At 65.7% G+C, this 16157-nt stretch carries 18 protein-coding genes; 16 read left to right on the top strand and 2 right to left on the bottom strand.

The features are described from left to right. Window positions 1–80 precede the first annotated feature (80 nt). Complete coding sequence (locus GAK28_RS04445) at window positions 81–1505, top strand: replicative DNA helicase (RefSeq protein ID WP_291775608.1); 1425 nt, start codon at window positions 81–83, stop codon at window positions 1503–1505. A 19-nt stretch (window positions 1506–1524) separates the two neighbouring features. Here GAK28_RS04445 and GAK28_RS04440 read toward each other — a convergent pair whose 3' ends face one another. Continuing rightward, entirely contained in the window at window positions 1525–1851 is a 327-nt protein-coding gene (locus GAK28_RS04440) for a low molecular weight protein tyrosine phosphatase family protein (RefSeq protein WP_291775605.1), read from the bottom strand. Between the two features lie 116 nt (window positions 1852–1967). Here GAK28_RS04440 and alr point away from each other — a divergent pair, with 116 nt between their 5' ends. Continuing rightward, window positions 1968–3056 carry an alanine racemase gene (gene alr / locus GAK28_RS04435; protein WP_291775602.1) on the top strand — a complete coding sequence of 363 codons (1089 nt, stop codon included), beginning with the start codon at window positions 1968–1970 and terminating at the stop codon, window positions 3054–3056. Window positions 3057–3126: 70 nt separating this feature from the next. Continuing rightward, window positions 3127–4515 carry a DNA repair protein RadA gene (gene radA, locus GAK28_RS04430; protein WP_291775598.1) on the top strand — a complete coding sequence of 463 codons (1389 nt, stop codon included), beginning with the start codon at window positions 3127–3129 and terminating at the stop codon, window positions 4513–4515. An 83-nt stretch (window positions 4516–4598) separates the two neighbouring features. Here radA and ccsA read toward each other — a convergent pair whose 3' ends face one another. Further along, window positions 4599–5396, bottom strand: coding sequence for a cytochrome c biogenesis protein CcsA (ccsA, locus tag GAK28_RS04425; protein WP_291775595.1), 798 nt, complete (start codon window positions 5394–5396; stop codon window positions 4599–4601). Between the two features lie 219 nt (window positions 5397–5615). Between ccsA and ffh the strand changes: the two genes are divergently transcribed. The 13 genes from ffh (at window position 5616) to GAK28_RS04360 (ending at window position 16153) form a co-directional block, all read left to right on the top strand. Beyond that, the gene (ffh, locus tag GAK28_RS04420) at window positions 5616–6995 is read left to right on the top strand and encodes a signal recognition particle protein (RefSeq protein WP_291775592.1); all 1380 of its coding nucleotides are present in this window, start codon (window positions 5616–5618) and stop codon (window positions 6993–6995) included. A gap of 213 nt (window positions 6996–7208) precedes the next feature. Continuing rightward, a complete protein-coding gene (gene rpsP, locus GAK28_RS04415; RefSeq protein WP_166699047.1) occupies window positions 7209–7460 on the top strand; it encodes a 30S ribosomal protein S16 in 252 nt (83 codons plus the stop codon). Next, complete coding sequence (rimM, locus tag GAK28_RS04410) at window positions 7460–7975, top strand: ribosome maturation factor RimM (RefSeq protein ID WP_291775587.1); 516 nt, start codon at window positions 7460–7462, stop codon at window positions 7973–7975. The genes rpsP and rimM overlap by 1 nt, the downstream gene beginning before the upstream one ends. 19 nt (window positions 7976–7994) lie before the next feature. Beyond that, window positions 7995–8777, top strand: a complete 783-nt coding sequence (gene trmD, locus GAK28_RS04405) for a tRNA (guanosine(37)-N1)-methyltransferase TrmD (RefSeq protein ID WP_291775583.1) — start codon at window positions 7995–7997, stop codon at window positions 8775–8777. Between the two features lie 10 nt (window positions 8778–8787). Next, the gene (rplS, locus tag GAK28_RS04400; RefSeq protein WP_291775580.1) at window positions 8788–9192 is read left to right on the top strand and encodes a 50S ribosomal protein L19; all 405 of its coding nucleotides are present in this window, start codon (window positions 8788–8790) and stop codon (window positions 9190–9192) included. A 131-nt stretch (window positions 9193–9323) separates the two neighbouring features. After that, the gene (locus GAK28_RS04395) at window positions 9324–10721 is read left to right on the top strand and encodes a class II fumarate hydratase (protein ID WP_291775577.1); all 1398 of its coding nucleotides are present in this window, start codon (window positions 9324–9326) and stop codon (window positions 10719–10721) included. A gap of 124 nt (window positions 10722–10845) precedes the next feature. Further along, complete coding sequence (truA, locus tag GAK28_RS04390; RefSeq protein ID WP_291775574.1) at window positions 10846–11613, top strand: tRNA pseudouridine(38-40) synthase TruA; 768 nt, start codon at window positions 10846–10848, stop codon at window positions 11611–11613. After that, complete coding sequence (locus tag GAK28_RS04385; protein ID WP_291775572.1) at window positions 11610–12233, top strand: phosphoribosylanthranilate isomerase; 624 nt, start codon at window positions 11610–11612, stop codon at window positions 12231–12233. The genes truA and GAK28_RS04385 overlap by 4 nt, the downstream gene beginning before the upstream one ends. A gap of 29 nt (window positions 12234–12262) precedes the next feature. Further along, on the top strand, window positions 12263–13474 hold the full coding sequence (gene trpB / locus GAK28_RS04380; protein WP_291775569.1) for a tryptophan synthase subunit beta: 1212 nt from the start codon (window positions 12263–12265) through the stop codon (window positions 13472–13474). Next, window positions 13474–14274, top strand: coding sequence for a tryptophan synthase subunit alpha (gene trpA / locus GAK28_RS04375; protein WP_291775567.1), 801 nt, complete (start codon window positions 13474–13476; stop codon window positions 14272–14274). The genes trpB and trpA overlap by 1 nt, the downstream gene beginning before the upstream one ends. A 38-nt stretch (window positions 14275–14312) precedes the next feature. Then, window positions 14313–15185, top strand: a complete 873-nt coding sequence (accD, locus tag GAK28_RS04370) for an acetyl-CoA carboxylase, carboxyltransferase subunit beta (RefSeq protein ID WP_291775564.1) — start codon at window positions 14313–14315, stop codon at window positions 15183–15185. A 254-nt stretch (window positions 15186–15439) separates the two neighbouring features. Further along, window positions 15440–15652 carry a DUF6229 family protein gene (locus GAK28_RS04365; protein ID WP_291775561.1) on the top strand — a complete coding sequence of 71 codons (213 nt, stop codon included), beginning with the start codon at window positions 15440–15442 and terminating at the stop codon, window positions 15650–15652. Window positions 15653–15946: 294 nt separating this feature from the next. After that, window positions 15947–16153 carry a DUF6229 family protein gene (locus tag GAK28_RS04360; RefSeq protein ID WP_291775560.1) on the top strand — a complete coding sequence of 69 codons (207 nt, stop codon included), beginning with the start codon at window positions 15947–15949 and terminating at the stop codon, window positions 16151–16153. Window positions 16154–16157: the final 4 nt, after the last annotated feature.

Raw genomic sequence — 16157 nt, 5'->3', positions numbered from 1 at the left:
TCGCTTCACCCCCAGCCCGCGTATCATCGTCCTCACGCCACCCTGTCCCGGGTCGGCGCCAGCAGCAAACGAGGTAATCCATGTCCTTCAATCCCGAGCGCGGTGAGCGGGGCGAGCGCGGCGAGCGCCGCCGTCGCCGTGAGCCTTCTCCGATCGACGCGCTGCGCGTACCGCCCAATTCAATCGAGGCCGAGCAGGCCGTGCTCGGTGGTCTCATGCTGTCGCCGGATTCGCTGGACAAGGTCGCCGACAAGCTGACGGACGACGACTTCTACCGTCGCGACCATCGCCTCATCTGGCGCGCCATCAACGAACTGGCTGGCAAGGGCATGCCTTGCGACGCCATCACGCTCGGCGAGTGGTTCGCATCCAACGACATGGACGAGATGGTCGGTGGTGCGGCCTACCTGATCGAACTGGCCAACTCGACGCCCAGCGCGGCGAACATCGCGGCTTACGCCGATATCGTTCGCGAGAAGTCGGTGCTGCGCATGCTGATCGACGCCGGCACGTCCATCACCGAGGATGGCTTCCGCCCCGAGGGCAAGAGCGTCCAGGAAGTAATGGAGCTGGCCGAGCAGCGCGTGTTCCGCATCACGGAATCCGGTGCGCGCGGCAAGAAGGACATCGTCTCCATGCGCGAGGCGGTGGGTGAGGCTTTCCGCCAGCTGAGTGAGCGCTACGAAAAGCGCGGCCAGCTCACGGGTCTCTCCACGGGGTTCACCGACCTCGACGAACTCACCTCGGGCCTCCAGCCTTCCGACCTGGTCATCGTCGCCGCGCGACCCTCGATGGGTAAGACCGCGTTCGCGCTGAACCTGGCCGAGGCCGCCGCGATGCGCGGCAAGAAGGCCGTAGCCGTGTTCTCGATGGAAATGTCGGCCTCGCAGCTGGCCTTCCGTCTGATTTCCTCCCTTGGCCGCATCCACGCGCAGCATCTGCGTAACGGCGACCTTGCCGAAGAGGATTGGCCGCGCGTCACGTCCGCCATCACCATGCTGTCCGACGCGAAGATCTTCATCGACGACACGCCCGCGATGTCGCCGGTGGAAATGCGCTCGCGTTCGCGTCGCCTGCAGCGCGAGCATGGCCTTGGCCTGATCGTGATCGACTACCTGCAGCTCATGCAGGTACCCGGGCACAGCGAAAACCGTGCGACGGAAATCTCGGAAATCTCGCGTGGTCTGAAGGCGCTGGCGAAGGAGCTGAACGTGCCGGTGATCGCGCTGTCGCAGTTGAACCGATCGCTGGAGCAGCGTGCCGACAAGCGCCCCATGATGTCCGACCTTCGCGAATCCGGCGCTATCGAGCAGGACGCGGACGTCATCATGTTCATCTACCGCGACGAGTACTACAACAAGGAATCCCCGGACAAAGGCCTGGCCGAGATCATCATCGGCAAGCAGCGTAACGGCCCGACGGACACCGTGAAGCTGGCCTTCCTGGGTCACTACACGAAGTTCGAGAACTGGGCGCCGGATTCGTACGTCGGTACCTTCGAGTAAGCGGGTCCTGCGCGTGCGGTTACCGGTCGAGGTAAGGGCCTACGCGTTGCTCCAGTAGCGCCACCAACTCGGGCTGCATGTAGTCGTAGTCGTCCGGGATATCGACGCACACCAGGCGTGCCCTGCCGAGCCCCGCACGAAATCCCTTGCGTAGTTTCGCAAGATGGCTTTTCTCCATGACCACGATCAGGTCCGCCCAGCGGACCTGATCCATGCCGACGGGGCAATCCGCATCGTGGTTCACGCCAGCGGAATCGGTCTCGACGCCGGGCCACGAGGCAAACACCTGCTCGGCCGTAGGGCTGCGCAAGCGGTTCTTTCCGCACAGGAACAGGACGCGTGTCATGGGGCAAGCATAGCGGCGCCCGATAGGCCCTGTCCGTCGGTCGCCATAATCGTGCCATGCGGTGGCCCGGGGGTTGCCGCTAGACTGCGTCGTCGTTCGCCATATCGCCTGTGCCCATGAGCCGCACCACTGTCGCCACCATCCATATGGGCGCCCTGCGCCACAACCTTGCCCGGGTGCGCAAGCTCGCGGGCGACGCGCGGGTGATGGCCGTGGTGAAGGCCGATGCCTACGGACATGGGCTCGAACGCGTCGCCCGGGCGCTGGATGCCGATGCGGAAGCCTTCGCGGTGGCAGCCATCGCCGATGGCCTGCGCTTGCGTGCGGCGGGACATCGGCAGCACATCGTGGTGCTGTCCGGTCCGGACACGCCGTCCGATATCGCGGAAATGCAGCGCCTGCGCCTGGAAGCGCTGATTCATCACGACGAGCAATTGCCGTGGCTGGCCAAGGCGGACCCGGCGCGTGGGCTGTTGCGCGTGTGGGTGAAGGTCGACACCGGCATGCACCGCCTTGGCTTCGCTCCCGCGCGCGTGCACGACGTGCACGCGGCCCTGCGCGCCATGCCTGCCGTCGACGACGAGGTGGGCTTGATGACGCATTTCGCGTCGTCGGAGGCCTTCCAGGACGAAGACACCGCATTGCAGATCGCACGCTTCCGCGAGGTCACGGAAGGTCTGCCGGGTCCGCGCGCGCTGTCGAATTCCGCGGCCGTGCTCGGCTGGCCGGATGCTCGCGGTGACTGGGTGCGTACGGGCGGCATCCTCTACGGGCTTTCCGTGGTGGAAGGTCAATCCGGTGCGGATTTCGGCTTTCGTCCGGCGATGACGCTGTCCACGCGCCTGGTGGCGATCAATCGTCTCGCGAAGGGTGAGCGCGTGGGTTACAACGGCACCTACGAGTGCCCCGAGGACATGGCGGTGGGCGTGGCTGCGATCGGTTACGGCGACGGTTACCCGCGCAGCGCCGCGATCGGCACGCCGGTGCTGGTCAATGGGCTGCGGGCGTCGATCGTGGGCCGCGTGTCGATGGACCTCATCACCATCGACCTGCGCAACGTGCCGGCGGCTCGTATCGGCGATCGCGTGACGTTGTGGGGCGAGGGCTTGCCCGTCGAGACGGTAGCGGCGTCCGCAGGTACCATTTCCTATGACCTGACCTGCGGCATGACGCGGCGCGTACTCTTCGTCGAGGACGAAAGCTGAGGCCGTGTATCGCTTCCTGCGACAGGGGCGGGGTATATAGCTTCCTTTCGATTTAGTGGCGGAACATCCGATGGCCAAGGCGAAGACCGCCTACGTCTGCACCCAGTGTGGTGCCGAGCACAGTAAGTGGCAGGGCCAGTGCGCCGAATGCGGCGAATGGAACGTGCTGTCCGAATTCGTCGTCAAGCCGGCGGGTCCCGCCGTGGCGTCGACTGGTGCGCGTCGTGGCGGCTACGCGGGTGGTGCGGCCGGCTCGCCGAAGATCACGCCGCTCACGGAAGTCCTGCTGACGGCCGAGGCGCGCACGCATACGGGCATCGGCGAACTGGACCGCGTGCTGGGTGGCGGCCTTGTCGATGGCTCCGTCGTGCTGATCGGTGGCGATCCGGGTATCGGCAAGTCGACGCTGCTGTTGCAGATGCTGGGCACCCTGGGCGTGACGCTACCCAGTCTCTATGTCACCGGCGAGGAATCGCTCGCCCAGGTCGCCGGCCGTGCCCAGCGCCTCGACCTGCCGCTCGGTCCGCTGCATGCGCTGGCGGAAACCTGCATCGAACGCATCCTGGAGCAGGCCGCTTCCGCGCGGCCGCGTGTGCTTGTCATCGACTCCATCCAGACCATCTGGACCGAACTGCTCACGGCGGCGCCCGGGTCGGTGAGCCAGGTGCGCGAGTCCGCGGCCAAGCTCACCCGCTTTGCGAAGGAGACCGGTACGTCGGTTTTCCTGGTCGGGCATGTCACGAAGGAGGGTGGCATCGCCGGTCCGCGCGTCCTTGAGCACATGGTCGACGCGGTGCTGTATTTCGAGGGCGAATCGGGTAGCCGGTTCCGTGTGTTGCGCGCCTTCAAGAATCGCTTCGGCGCGGTGAACGAGCTTGGCGTGTTCGCCATGTCGGAAAAGGGGCTGCGCGAAGTCCCCAATCCGTCGGCGATCTTCCTGTCCGCGCATGCGGGGCCGACGCCTGGCAGTGCCGTGATGGTGACGCGCGAGGGCACTCGCCCACTGCTTGTCGAGGTGCAGGCGCTGGTCGATCAGTCGTCGCTGGGCAACCCGCGCCGCGTGGTGCTGGGTCTCGAACAGAATCGCCTTGCGATGCTGCTGGCGGTGTTGCATCGCCATGGCGGCGTCGCCGCGTACGATCAGGACGTCTTCGTCAACGTCGTGGGCGGCATTCGCGTGCAGGAGACCGCGTCGGACGTGCCGGTGCTGATGGCGGTGCTGTCGAGTCTGCGTTACCGTCCGCTACCGGAGAAGACCATCGCCTTCGGCGAGGTCGGCCTGTCTGGCGAGATCCGTCCCGTGCCCAACGGCGAGGAGCGCCTGAAGGAGGCGGCGACGCACGGTTTTCGTCGCGCGGTGGTCCCGGCCGCCAATGCGCCGAAGCGTGGGCGTGTAGGCGAGATGGAAGTGATCGGCGTGGAGCGCCTGTCGCAGGCGATCGACGCCAGTCGGGAGTAGGGCGGTCGCGCGCAAGGCGCGCTCCTACATACATCTCTCGCTCGCCATGTAGGAGCGCGCCCTGCGCGCGACCCACACGATGGCTACGGCGTCCGATGCAGGATCAGCTCCAGCACCAGCTTGGTCCCGAAGAACGCCAGCAGCAGGATGCCCATGCCGGCGAGAGTCAGGTACACCGCGCGGATGCCACGCCACCCGTGACGCCAGCGGCCCCAGAGCAGCACGCCAAAGACCACCCAGGCGATGATCGACAGCACAGTCTTGTGCACGAGGTGCTGGCCGAACAGGTCGCCCACGAACAGGGCGCCGGTGACCAGGGTGAGGGTGAGCAGGATGAAGCCCACGCCGATCAGGCGGAACAGCAGCACCTCGGTGAGGGTTAGCGGGGGCAGGGCGCGTAGCCAGTGGCCGAAGCGACTACGCCGCAGTGCTCGCTCCTGAATCGCCAGCAGGATCGCCAGCGCCGCGGCGATGGAGAGGATGCCGAAGGCGAACACCGCGATGGTGACGTGCAGTTCGATCTGCCAGGTCATTGCCTCCGGCGCCGTGCGTGGCGCGAGGAAGCTGTCGATGGCGACGAAGGCCGCGGACAGGGGGAAGACCAGGATGCCCAGGCCGGCCACCGGTCGCGACAGGTTCACCACGAGGGTGAGGGCCGAGGCGATCCAGGCCACCAGGGAGAGCGCGGCGAAGAAGTGCAGGTCGAGCGTGCCGCGATGGGTGCTGAGCAGTACGGCGGCGTGGGCGAGCGCGGCCAGTCCGGCCAGGGTCATGCCCGCGCGGGCAAGCGGCTGCGCCCCGGTAACCAGTGGCCGCGCGAGTACGCCCGCAGAGGACAGGTAGAGGACGATGGCGGCCAGCGAGAGGGCGGTAACGGTCATGGACGCGCAGTGTGGCATAGCGGCCCGATATCGTGAATGCGACACAGTGGCATTGCCGCCGTTTCTGTAGGAGCGCGCTTGCGCGCGATGCGGCGGAGCGATGCGCCGGCCACTTCGCAGCCCGCGCCAGCGGCCGACGCATCGCTCCGCCCCAAATCGCGCGCAAGCGCGCTCCTACAGTTATAATCGGGCGTTTTCGCAGCCTATTGCCTGGTCGCCATGTTTGAATCCCTCAGCCAACGCCTCTCCGATACCGTCAACCGCCTGCGTGGTCGCGGTCGGCTGACCGAGGAAAACATCCGCGAAACCCTGCGCGAGGTGCGTATCGCCCTGCTCGAGGCGGACGTGGCCCTGCCGGTGGTCAAGGCGCTGGTCGAGCGCGTGAAGGTGCGCGCCGTCGGCCAGGAAGTCCTGAAGAGCCTGTCGCCGGGCCAGGCGCTGGTGAAGGTCGTTAGCGACGAGCTCACCGCCGTCATGGGTGCGGCCAACAGCGAACTGAATCTCGCCGCCCAGCCGCCCGCCGTCGTCCTCATGGCCGGCCTCCAGGGCGCGGGCAAGACCACCACGGTCGGTAAGCTCACCCGCTTCCTCAAGGAGCGTAAGAAGAAGCGTGTGATGGTGGTGAGCTGCGACGTCTACCGTCCCGCCGCCATCGAGCAGCTGCGCACCCTGGCCTCGCAGGTCGAGGTGTCGTTCTTCCCGTCCGAAGCCGGGCAGGATCCCGTCGAGATCGCCAAGGCCGCCGTGGCCGCCGCTCGCCGCGAGGTGATCGACGTGCTGCTGGTGGATACCGCCGGCCGCCTGCACGTCGACGAAGCGATGATGCAGGAGATCAAGGCCCTGCACGGCGCGATCGACCCGATCGAAACCCTGTTCGTTGTCGACTCGATGACCGGCCAGGACGCCGCGAACGTCGCCAAGGCGTTCTCCGACGCGCTGCCGCTCACCGGTGTCGTGCTGACCAAGACCGACGGCGACGCCCGTGGCGGTGCCGCCCTGTCGGTGTGCTACGTCACCGGTCGCCCGATCAAGTTCCTCGGCGCCGGCGAGAAGTCCGACGCCCTGGAGCCGTTCCATCCGGATCGCGTCGCCCAGCGCATCCTCGGCATGGGCGACGTGCTGTCGCTGGTCGAGGAAGTCGAGCGCAAGGTCGACCAGGAAAAAGCCCAGAAGCTGGCCGAAAAGGTCATCAAGGGCAAGCGCTTCGATCTCAACGATATGCGTGACCAGCTCGAGCAGATGAACAACATGGGCGGCCTGGCTGGTCTCATGGACAAGCTGCCCGGTATGTCGAGCATTCCCGACAGCGTGAAGTCCAAGGTCAACGACGGCGAGCTGAAGAAGATGGTCGCCATCATCGGTTCGATGACCAAGAAGGAGCGCCGCCACCCGGATCTCCTGAACGGCTCGCGCAAGGCCCGTGTGGCCCGTGGTTCCGGCACCCAGCCGGCCGACGTGAACCGTCTGCTCAAGCAGTACATGCAGATGGAAAAGATGATGTCCAAGCTGTCCAAGGGCGGCAGCAAGGGCCTTCTGCGCCAGATGCGTGGCGCCATGAAGGGCATGGGCGGCATGGGCGGGATGATGCCGCCGCGCTGAGCGCGACGGTCCCATTCGGCTGGAGAAGGGTGGTTGTGAGGGAGTCGGGGCGTCCGCTGGCGGATTTGCTTTTAACTCCCGACCCTTAAGTCACCAATCCGAAGGTTTCGACCCCTTGACGCCCTATGTCAGGGGCCCTAAAATTCACCGCTTTACCGCGCCCGCTTCTCGCGCGCGCCTTGCCGATATCCGGCACTCTGGAGCTCGTAACTTATGGTTAAGATTCGTCTTTCGCGCGGTGGCGCCAAGGGCCGTCCGTTTTATCACGTCGTCGTGACCGACCAGCGCGCCCCGCGCGACGGTCGCAACATCGAGCGCGTCGGTTACTACAACCCGGTCGCTTCGGGCGCCGACAAGCGCCTCGAGCTGGACGTCGCCAAGGTCCAGGCCTGGGTCGCCAAGGGTGCGCAGCTGACCGATAAGGTCCGCGCCCTCGTGAAGGAAGCCGGCAAGCTGGCTGCTTGATGTCGACAGGGTCCGTCAAGCGCGTCCGCGTTGGACGCATTGTCGGGCTCCATGGCGTGCAGGGGCAGGTCAAGCTCGAAAGCTGGACCGAGCCCCGCATCCAGATCTTCCGTTACCAGCCCTGGCTGCTCACCGCGCCGGGTATGGAACGGGAGATGAGCGGAATCCGCGGGCACGCGCAGGGCAAGGGCATCGTCGCCTCCCTGCCGGGCATCGAGGATCGCGACCAGGCGGCTGCGCTGGTCGGTTGCGAGATCACGGTCTCGCGCGACGTGCTGCCGCCGCCCGCACCGGGCGAGTTCTACTGGACAGACCTCGAGGACCTCGAGGTGGTGACCACGGAAAACGTCAACCTCGGTCGGGTGAGCCATCTTTTTTCCACCGGCGCCAACGACGTCATGGTGGTGAAGGACGGCGAAAAGGAGCGATTGGTTCCGTTCGTCCAGGGCCCTTACGTGCAATCGGTCGATTTCGACGCCAGGCGCATCGTAGTGGACTGGGATCCCGAGTTCTGAGCGGCGGCTACTGAAGATCATGCGTATCGATGTGGTTTCGCTGTTTCCTGATTTCGTCCGTCAGTCGGCCGGGATCGGGGTGGTGGGAAGGGCGCAGCAGCGTGAGCTGCTCCAGGTGGAAACCTGGAACCCGCGTGACTTTGCCACCGACAATTACCGCACTGTGGACGGCCGCCCCTTCGGCGGTGGACCGGGCATGGTGATGCTGATCGAACCGCTTCGGGCGGCGCTTGCGGCGATTCGTGAAGCGGCACCGGAGCCGGTGCATGTGATTTACCTCAGCCCGCAAGGTGCGCGGCTGACGCAGAAACGGGTGGAAGCGCTGGCAAACATGCCGCGAATCGCCCTCATCTGCGGACGTTACGAGGGTGTGGACGAACGCCTGATCGAGCACGAGGTCGACGAAGAGCTTTCAATCGGCGATTATGTGCTGTCTGGCGGGGAACTTGGCGCAGCGGTGGTCATCGATGCGGTGGGTCGTCTACAGGAAGGCGCGTTGAACGACGCGCAATCCGCCCAGCAGGACTCGTTCTCGGACGGCCTTCTGGATTGCCCGCATTACACCCGTCCTGTGCATCACGATGCGTGGGGCGGCGTGCCGGAGGTGCTGCTTTCCGGTGACCACGCGGCGATTCGCCGCTGGCGTCGCAAGCAGTCGCTAGGTCGAACCTGGCTACGCCGGCCGGACTTGCTAACGCAGCGTGCACTCGATGATGAATCGCGGGCATTGCTGGATGAATTCCGCCGTGAATATGCACGGCCAAACGGAGCGGCTGGCAACGACCGCCGCAACACAAATTGACAGGTGCGCCATGAACAAACTCCTCCAACAGTTCGAAGCCGAGCAGATCACCCGCCAGCTGCCGGATTTCGGCCCTGGCGACACCGTGGTCGTGAACGTGAAGGTGAAGGAAGGTAACCGCGAGCGCGTCCAGGCGTTCGAAGGTATCGTCATCGCCAAGCGTAGCCGCGGTCTGCACTCCGCCTTTACCGTGCGCAAGATCTCGCACGGCACCGGCGTCGAGCGCGTGTTCCAGTCCCACAGCCGCGCCATTGACTCGGTCGAGGTCAAGCGTAAGGGTAAGGTTCGCGGCGCGAAGCTGTACTACCTGCGTGGTCTGGAAGGCAAGGCCGCCCGCATCAAGGAAGACGTGGCCGCCGCCGCTGCCGCCAAGGCCGCCAAGAAGGCCGCTGCTACCGCCGCCGCTGCCGAATAATCCGGCCGGAAGCAACGCTTCAACAAAAAGCCCGCGAGCGATCGCGGGCTTTTTGCTTTTTTCCGGCGCCTCCTGTCAAAGCGCTTGGGCAGGCCTTACCTTAGGGAAATCCCCCCAACCGGAGTTCCCCGATGAGCAAGTTCCGCACCGAACGCGACAGCATGGGCGAGTTGAAGGTACCCGCCAAGGCCCTTTACGGCGCCCAGACGCAGCGGGCGGTGGACAACTTCCCCATCTCCGGCCTGACCATGCCGCGCGAGTTCATCCGTGCGCTGGGTCTCATCAAGTCGGCGGCCGCCGAAGCCAATGTGAAGCTGGGTCATCTCGACAAGGGCGCCGCCAAGGCGATCCGCGAGGCGGCGGCGAAAGTGGCGGCGGGGGAGGTCGACGAGCATTTCCCCATCGACGTCTTCCAGACGGGTTCGGGCACCAGCTCCAACATGAATGCCAACGAGGTCATCGCCCACCTCGCCGAGGCGGCCGGCGCCAAGGTGCATCCGAACGACCACGTCAACGCCGGGCAAAGTTCCAACGACGTCATTCCCACCGCGATCCTGGTCAGCGCCACGCTCGCCACCAGCGAGAAGCTGCTGCCGGCGCTCAAGCACCTTCGCAAGACCATCGACATCCGCGCCAAGGAGCTGAAGAAGGTGGTCAAGACCGGGCGCACCCATCTCATGGACGCCATGCCGATCACCTTTGGCCAGGAGCTGTCCGGCTGGTCCGCGCAGATCGGCGACGCCGAAGAGCGCATCGGCGACACCCTCAAGCGCATGCGTCGCCTGCCGCAGGGTGGCAGTGCCGTCGGCACCGGTATCAACGCCGACCCGAAGTTCGGTCCGGCCGTGGCAGTCGAGCTCGCCAAGCTCACCGGCGTGAAGTTCGAGTCCTCGGACAACTATTTCTCGGGCATGGCGGCCCAGGACGCTCCGGTGGAGCTTTCCGGCCAATTGCGCGGCCTCGCGGTAGCGATCATGAAGATCGCCAACGACCTGCGCTGGATGAATTCGGGTCCGCTGGCCGGCCTGGGCGAAATCGAGCTGCCGGCGTTGCAGCCAGGATCGTCCATCATGCCGGGCAAGGTCAATCCGGTGATTCCGGAGGCGGCGACGATGGTGGCCGCGCAGGTGATCGGCAACGACGCGACGATCGCCATCGGCGGCCAATCCGGCAATTTCCAGCTCAACGTCATGCTGCCGGTGATCGCCTATAACGTGCTGCAGTCGATCGAGATCCTCGCCAACGTGTGCGTGCTGCTGGCCGACAAGGCCATCGCCGGGTTCAAGGTGAACGAGGACCACGTGCGCGAGGCGCTCGACAAGAATCCGATCCTGGTCACGGCCCTGAATCCGGTCATCGGCTACGAGAAGGGCGCGGCGACGGCCAAGCAGGCCTACAAGGAAAAGCGTCCCATCCTGGACGTCGCCCTGGAGACCACCGGCCTGTCGAAGGCCGAGCTGGCCAAGCTGCTCGACCCCGCCGCCCTGACCAAGGGTGGCATCCACGGCGGTGGCGGCTCCGGCGGCTGACCGGATCTCCTTGTAGGAGCGCGCTTGCGCGCGATGGGGGCTGCGGTGACCCCCATCGCGCGCAAGCGCGCTCCTACGGGGGGAGTGGTACCCTTTACCGTTTCCCGATTCACTGAATAACCCCATGCGCATCGCACTTGGCGTCGAATACGACGGCACCGACTTCCTCGGCTGGCAGCGGCTCAGTCACGCGAAGACCGTGCAGGGTGCCCTTGAGAACGCGCTCACCAAGGTCGCGGATACGCCGATCGAGGTGACGGCCGCGGGTCGCACCGATGCAGGTGTGCATGGTCGCTGCCAGGTGGTGCACTTCGACACCGACATCGTGCGCGACATGCGCGGCTGGGTGCTCGGGGCGTGCTCCAACCTGCCGCGTACCGTTGCGGTGACCTGGGCACAGCCGGTCGCTGACGATTTCCACGCGCGCTTTTCCGCGCGTGCACGCCAGTACCGCTACCGCCTGCTGCCGCGTTACGTGCGCCCGGCACTCGACGCGCGCTTCGTTGCCTGGGAGCGCAAGCCGCTGGACGCCGACCGCATGCACGAAGCAGCGCAGGCCTTGATTGGCGAACACGATTTTTCCGCCTTCCGCGCGATCGCCTGCCAGGCGGCACATGCGCGCCGGAACGTGCGCTCCATTCGCGTGTTCCGTGACGACATTCATGTGGTGGTGGAGATTGAAGCCAACGCGTTTTTGCATCACATGGTCCGCAACATCGTCGGCTCGCTCATTCCCATCGGACGTGGCGAGCAGGACATCGGTTGGATGGCCGAACTGCTCGCAGGCCTCGATCGCGACGTGGCCGGCGCCACCGCACCGGCGGAAGGCCTGACCTTCCTCGGTCCGAAGTACGAGGCCCATTGGGGGCTGCCATCGGAAGTCACCCTATGACCCGGATCAAGTGCTGCGGCCTTACCCGCATCGACGACGTGCAGCGCGCCGCGCGCCTCGGTGCCGACGCGGTGGGCTTCGTGATGACCCGGCGCAGCAAGCGCTTCGTCGATCCGGTCGCCGCGGCGACCCTGCGCGACGTCGTGCCGCCCTTCGTCACCACCGTGGCGCTGGTGATGGACGACGACCGCGCCTACATCGACGAGATCCTGCGGGTGTTGCGTCCGGATCTCCTCCAGTTCCACGGCGAGGAGACCGACGACTTCTGCGCCTCCTTCGGCGTGCGCTACCTGAAGGCGGTGGCGATGGGGGAGGGGGCGTCCGCGCTACCGCGCCTGCGCGCGTATCCACGCGCTGTCGGCCTCCTGCTCGACGGTCACGGCCTGGGCGAGCTGGGCGGCAGCGGCCAGCGTTTCGACTGGTCGCTGATGCCGAAGGACCTGGCTCAACCGCTCGTCCTCGCCGGAGGGCTCACTGCGGAGAACGTGGGCGAGGCCATTCGCATCGCCCGGCCCTGGGGCGTGGACGTTTCCAGCGGTATCGAGGCATCGCCGGGGATCAAGGATGGGGCTAAGATGGAACGGTTCATCTCCGCCGTACGCGCCGTCCCCAGCGCCTGACGCGGCAACCAGAAGGTAGACCAAAGGCAATGACCGAGATCGCGGATTTCCACGCCTATCCCGACGCCCATGGGCGCTTCGGCGACTTCGGCGGCATCTATGTGGCCGAGACGCTCATGGAGCCGCTCGCCGAACTCACCGCCGCCTACGAGAAGCTGCGCAACGATCCTGCCTTCATCGCCGAGCTGGACCGTGACCTGAAGTACTACGTGGGCCGTCCGAGTCCCGTGTACCACGCCGAGCGCCTGTCGAAGCATGTGGGCGGCGCGCGCATCGTGCTCAAGCGCGAAGACCTGAACCACACGGGCGCGCACAAGATCAACAACACCGTGGGCCAGGCGCTGGTCGCACGGCACATGGGCAAGCCGCGCATCATCGCCGAGACCGGTGCGGGCCAGCATGGCGTGGCCAGCGCCACGGTCGCTGCGCGCCTCGGCCTGAAATGCGTGGTCTACATGGGCGCCACCGATATCGAGCGCCAGAAGATCAACGTCTACCGCATGCGCCTGCTGGGCGCCGAAGTGGTACCGGTCACCTCCGGCTCGAAGACGCTCAAGGACGCCCTGAACGAGGCGATGCGCGACTGGGTCACCAACGTCGCGGACACCTTCTACATCATCGGCACCGTCGCCGGTCCGCATCCGTATCCGCAGATGGTGCGCGACTTCAACGCCATCGTGGGTCGCGAGGCCCGCGCACAGGTGCTTGAGCAGTTCGGCCGCCTGCCGGATGTCATCACGGCCTGCGTGGGTGGCGGCTCCAATGCCATCGGCCTGTTCCATGCCTTCCTCAACGACCGCGATGTCCGCATCGTCGGCGCCGAGGCGGCGGGCGATGGTATCGAGACCGGTCGCCACGCCGCGTCGCTGGCCGCCGGCAAGCCGGGCGTGCTGCACGGCAACCGTACCTACGTGCTGTCGGACGCCAACGGTCAGATCATCGAGACGCATTCGGTGTCGGCCGGCCTGGACTACCCGGGCGTGGGCCCCGAGCATGCCTTCCTGAAGGACGCCGGTCGCGCGGAGTACGTCGGCGTCACTGACGACGAAGCGCTGGAAGCCTTCCACCTACTGGCGCGCACGGAAGGCATCCTTCCCGCGCTGGAATCCAGCCACGCCATCGCCCAGGCGATGAAGCTGGCCCGCGAACTGCCGAAGGATGCCATCGTCCTCGCCAATCTGTCCGGTCGTGGCGACAAGGACGTGCACACCATCGCCGCCCGCGAAGGAATCGAACTCTGATGAGCCGCATCGAACGCCGTTTCGCGGCACTCAAGGAGGCCGGTCGCACCGGCCTGGTCACCTTTGTCACCGCGGGCGATCCGTCGCACGAACACGTGGTATCCCTGTTGCATGGCCTGGTGGCCAGCGGCGTGGACCTGATCGAGGTGGGCGTACCGTTCTCGGACCCCATGGCTGATGGTCCGGTCATCCAGCATTCGTCCGAACGCGCCATCGCCAGGGGCGTGGGGCTCGGCAACGTCCTCGCCTGGATCGCAGCCTTTCGTGAGACGGATAACGAGACACCCATCGTGCTGATGGGCTATCTCAATCCCGTCGAAATGTATGGTTACGCGTCGTTCGCCGAAGATGCGGCCGAAGCTGGCGTCGATGGCGTCCTGATGGTGGATTGCCCGCTGGAGGAATCGCACGTCCTGGCCCCGCTGAAGGATGCCGGTCTCGACCAGATCCTGCTGGCCTCGCCGACCACGGCTGAGCGCCGCCTGGGCAAGCTCTGCGAGGCCGCCGCCGGCTTCCTGTACTATGTGTCGTTCAATGGCATCACCGGTGCCGCCCAGCTCAGCACCGGGGATATCGCGGAGCGGGTGGCCAGCATCCGTGCCCGGTCGAAGGCGCCTGTCGCCGTCGGCTTCGGTGTTCGCGATGCGGCGTCGGCGAAAGCCATCGGCGAATTCGCCGATGCCGTGGTCATTGGCAGCGCCCTGGTCGATCGTCTCAAGGACGCGACCTCGGCCGACAAGGCCGTCGGCAGGGCAAGGGAATTCCTCGCCCCAATCCGCGCCGCGCTCGACGCGCGCTGAGCGGTTGGCGCGTTAGTACAGATACTCGGAGAGACACGATGAACTGGCTGCAAAAGATCATGACGCCGAAGACCCGCGCACCGAGCGCGGCCGGCGGCAAGGGCAAGGTGCCCGAGGGTGTGTGGGAGAAGTGCGCCGGCTGTGGCACCGTGCTGTACAAGCCGGAGCTCGAGAAGTCGCTCATGGTCTGCCCCAAGTGCGGCCACCACCACGCGATCTCCGCGCGTGCGCGCCTGAACGCCTTCTTCGACGCCGGTTCCACGACCGAACTGTGGCCGAAGCTGGAAGCCGTCGACGCGCTCAAGTTCAAGGACCAGAAGAAGTACAAGGATCGCGTCGCCGCGGCGCAGAAGTCCACGGGCGAGAAGGACGCGCTGATCGCGATGTCCGGCACGCTGCTGGAGCGTCCGCTGGTGGCCGTGGCCTTCGAGTTCTCCTTCATGGGCGGCTCGATGGGTTCGGTGGTGGGTGAGAAGTTCACCCGCGCCGCCGAGAAGGCCCTGGCCGAGAAGTCCGCGCTGGTCTGTTATTCCGCCACCGGCGGTGCCCGCATGCAGGAAGGCCTGTTCTCCCTCATGCAGATGGCGAAGACCTCCGCCGCGCTCGCTCGCATGCGCGACGCCGGCGTTCCGTACATCTCGGTGCTCACCCATCCGACCACGGGTGGCGTGTCCGCCAGCCTGGGCATGCTGGGTGACCTCAATGTGGCCGAGCCGAAGGCCCTGATCGGCTTCGCCGGTCCGCGCGTCATCGAGCAGACCGTGCGCGAGACGCTGCCGGAAGGCTTCCAGCGCTCGGAGTTCCTCGTGGACCACGGCGCGGTCGACGTGATCGTCGACCGTCGCGAGATGCGCGAGAAGCTCGGTGCGATGCTCGGCATCCTCGAAAAGGCCCCGCGCGCCGCCGCCTGATCCCTGCTGTTGTAGGAGCGTGCTTGCGCGCGATGGGAGTTGCCGCAAGCACCCATCGCGCGCAAGCGCGCTCCTACAGGTTCGTGACGACGTGCAAGGGTGGTGTTACCCCTTGCCGAATCCGCGTCACCGCCGTTCCCCGGATGCCGAAAAATCCTTCGGCCAGGCAGGGGTGGCCTTTTCCAACGCATGTGACATCCGCTCCGCCGGCGCAGTCCTTTCATCCATGAAACTGTGCAATGGGGAGTATCCAGATGATCGTTGAATCCATGCGTGCTTCGCAGTCTTCCGCTCGCGCTGCGTTCTGGCGCTCGAATGCCTCTGCCGAAAGCCCGGCGGGAGCGCTGTTCGCCTCCGAGTTCGCCGAGGCCGATATCGTCGGTGGCACCGACATCGTCGTGACCGACTGCCTGATGTGTACGGGATCCATCGATACCCGCACGCGTCATATCCAGTGCGGTGCATGAGCATCATGTAAAGGCCTTCGGCGCCAATTGCCGATTACGCATATAACTTTTTGGCATATGTGCGTAACGGTGTAATCGTCGACGACAGCTGAAAAAAGTTTCCTTCGAAACGACATGCGTGCGTGGCCGATAGCGCAGGGCCTCTTGTGAACCTGGTGTTCACATGAAAAGAATCGGGAGGGTTGTCGGAACGATGGTCGATGCATCGTGTGCCCCTTCGCCATGCCGTTCTGTCAGCACCGCCACGGAAGTTCAGTTTTTCCATCAACGAAACTGTGCAAAGGGAGTGTTCGGATGAGCAATGAAATGGGCTATTCGTCGAAGTCCGTCAGCCGCGCCGCCGAGTGGCGCAAGCAGGCCGGCAACGGCAACCCGGCGGGCGACCTGTTCGCCAATGCCTTCGCCGAGGCGGATATCGTGGGCGGCACGGACATCGCCGTCACCGATTGCGCCACCTGTACCGGCTCGATCAAGACGACGCGCATCATCCAGTGCGCCTGATCGC

The sequence above is a fragment of the Luteibacter sp. genome (genome assembly GCF_009912395.1).
GTDB lineage: Bacteria > Pseudomonadota > Gammaproteobacteria > Xanthomonadales > Rhodanobacteraceae > Luteibacter.
The sequence above is the reverse complement of the archived record's forward strand: the minus strand, read 5'-3'. Positions and strand labels throughout refer to the sequence as shown.

Coding starts and splice junctions, on each gene's coding strand:
- trmD (WP_291775583.1), top strand. CDS start 7,995: ATGCGTATCGATGTGGTTTCGCTGTTTCCTGATTTCGTCCGTCAGTCG.
- truA (WP_291775574.1), top strand. CDS start 10,846: ATGCGCATCGCACTTGGCGTCGAATACGACGGCACCGACTTCCTCGGC.
- GAK28_RS04365 (WP_291775561.1), top strand. CDS start 15,440: ATGATCGTTGAATCCATGCGTGCTTCGCAGTCTTCCGCTCGCGCTGCG.
- GAK28_RS04445 (WP_291775608.1), top strand. CDS start 81: ATGTCCTTCAATCCCGAGCGCGGTGAGCGGGGCGAGCGCGGCGAGCGC.
- radA (WP_291775598.1), top strand. CDS start 3,127: ATGGCCAAGGCGAAGACCGCCTACGTCTGCACCCAGTGTGGTGCCGAG.
- GAK28_RS04395 (WP_291775577.1), top strand. CDS start 9,324: ATGAGCAAGTTCCGCACCGAACGCGACAGCATGGGCGAGTTGAAGGTA.
- trpB (WP_291775569.1), top strand. CDS start 12,263: ATGACCGAGATCGCGGATTTCCACGCCTATCCCGACGCCCATGGGCGC.
- GAK28_RS04360 (WP_291775560.1), top strand. CDS start 15,947: ATGAGCAATGAAATGGGCTATTCGTCGAAGTCCGTCAGCCGCGCCGCC.
- rimM (WP_291775587.1), top strand. CDS start 7,460: ATGTCGACAGGGTCCGTCAAGCGCGTCCGCGTTGGACGCATTGTCGGG.
- accD (WP_291775564.1), top strand. CDS start 14,313: ATGAACTGGCTGCAAAAGATCATGACGCCGAAGACCCGCGCACCGAGC.
- ffh (WP_291775592.1), top strand. CDS start 5,616: ATGTTTGAATCCCTCAGCCAACGCCTCTCCGATACCGTCAACCGCCTG.
- rpsP (WP_166699047.1), top strand. CDS start 7,209: ATGGTTAAGATTCGTCTTTCGCGCGGTGGCGCCAAGGGCCGTCCGTTT.
- GAK28_RS04385 (WP_291775572.1), top strand. CDS start 11,610: ATGACCCGGATCAAGTGCTGCGGCCTTACCCGCATCGACGACGTGCAG.
- GAK28_RS04440 (WP_291775605.1), bottom strand. CDS start 1,851: ATGACACGCGTCCTGTTCCTGTGCGGAAAGAACCGCTTGCGCAGCCCT.
- rplS (WP_291775580.1), top strand. CDS start 8,788: ATGAACAAACTCCTCCAACAGTTCGAAGCCGAGCAGATCACCCGCCAG.
- trpA (WP_291775567.1), top strand. CDS start 13,474: ATGAGCCGCATCGAACGCCGTTTCGCGGCACTCAAGGAGGCCGGTCGC.
- alr (WP_291775602.1), top strand. CDS start 1,968: ATGAGCCGCACCACTGTCGCCACCATCCATATGGGCGCCCTGCGCCAC.
- ccsA (WP_291775595.1), bottom strand. CDS start 5,396: ATGACCGTTACCGCCCTCTCGCTGGCCGCCATCGTCCTCTACCTGTCC.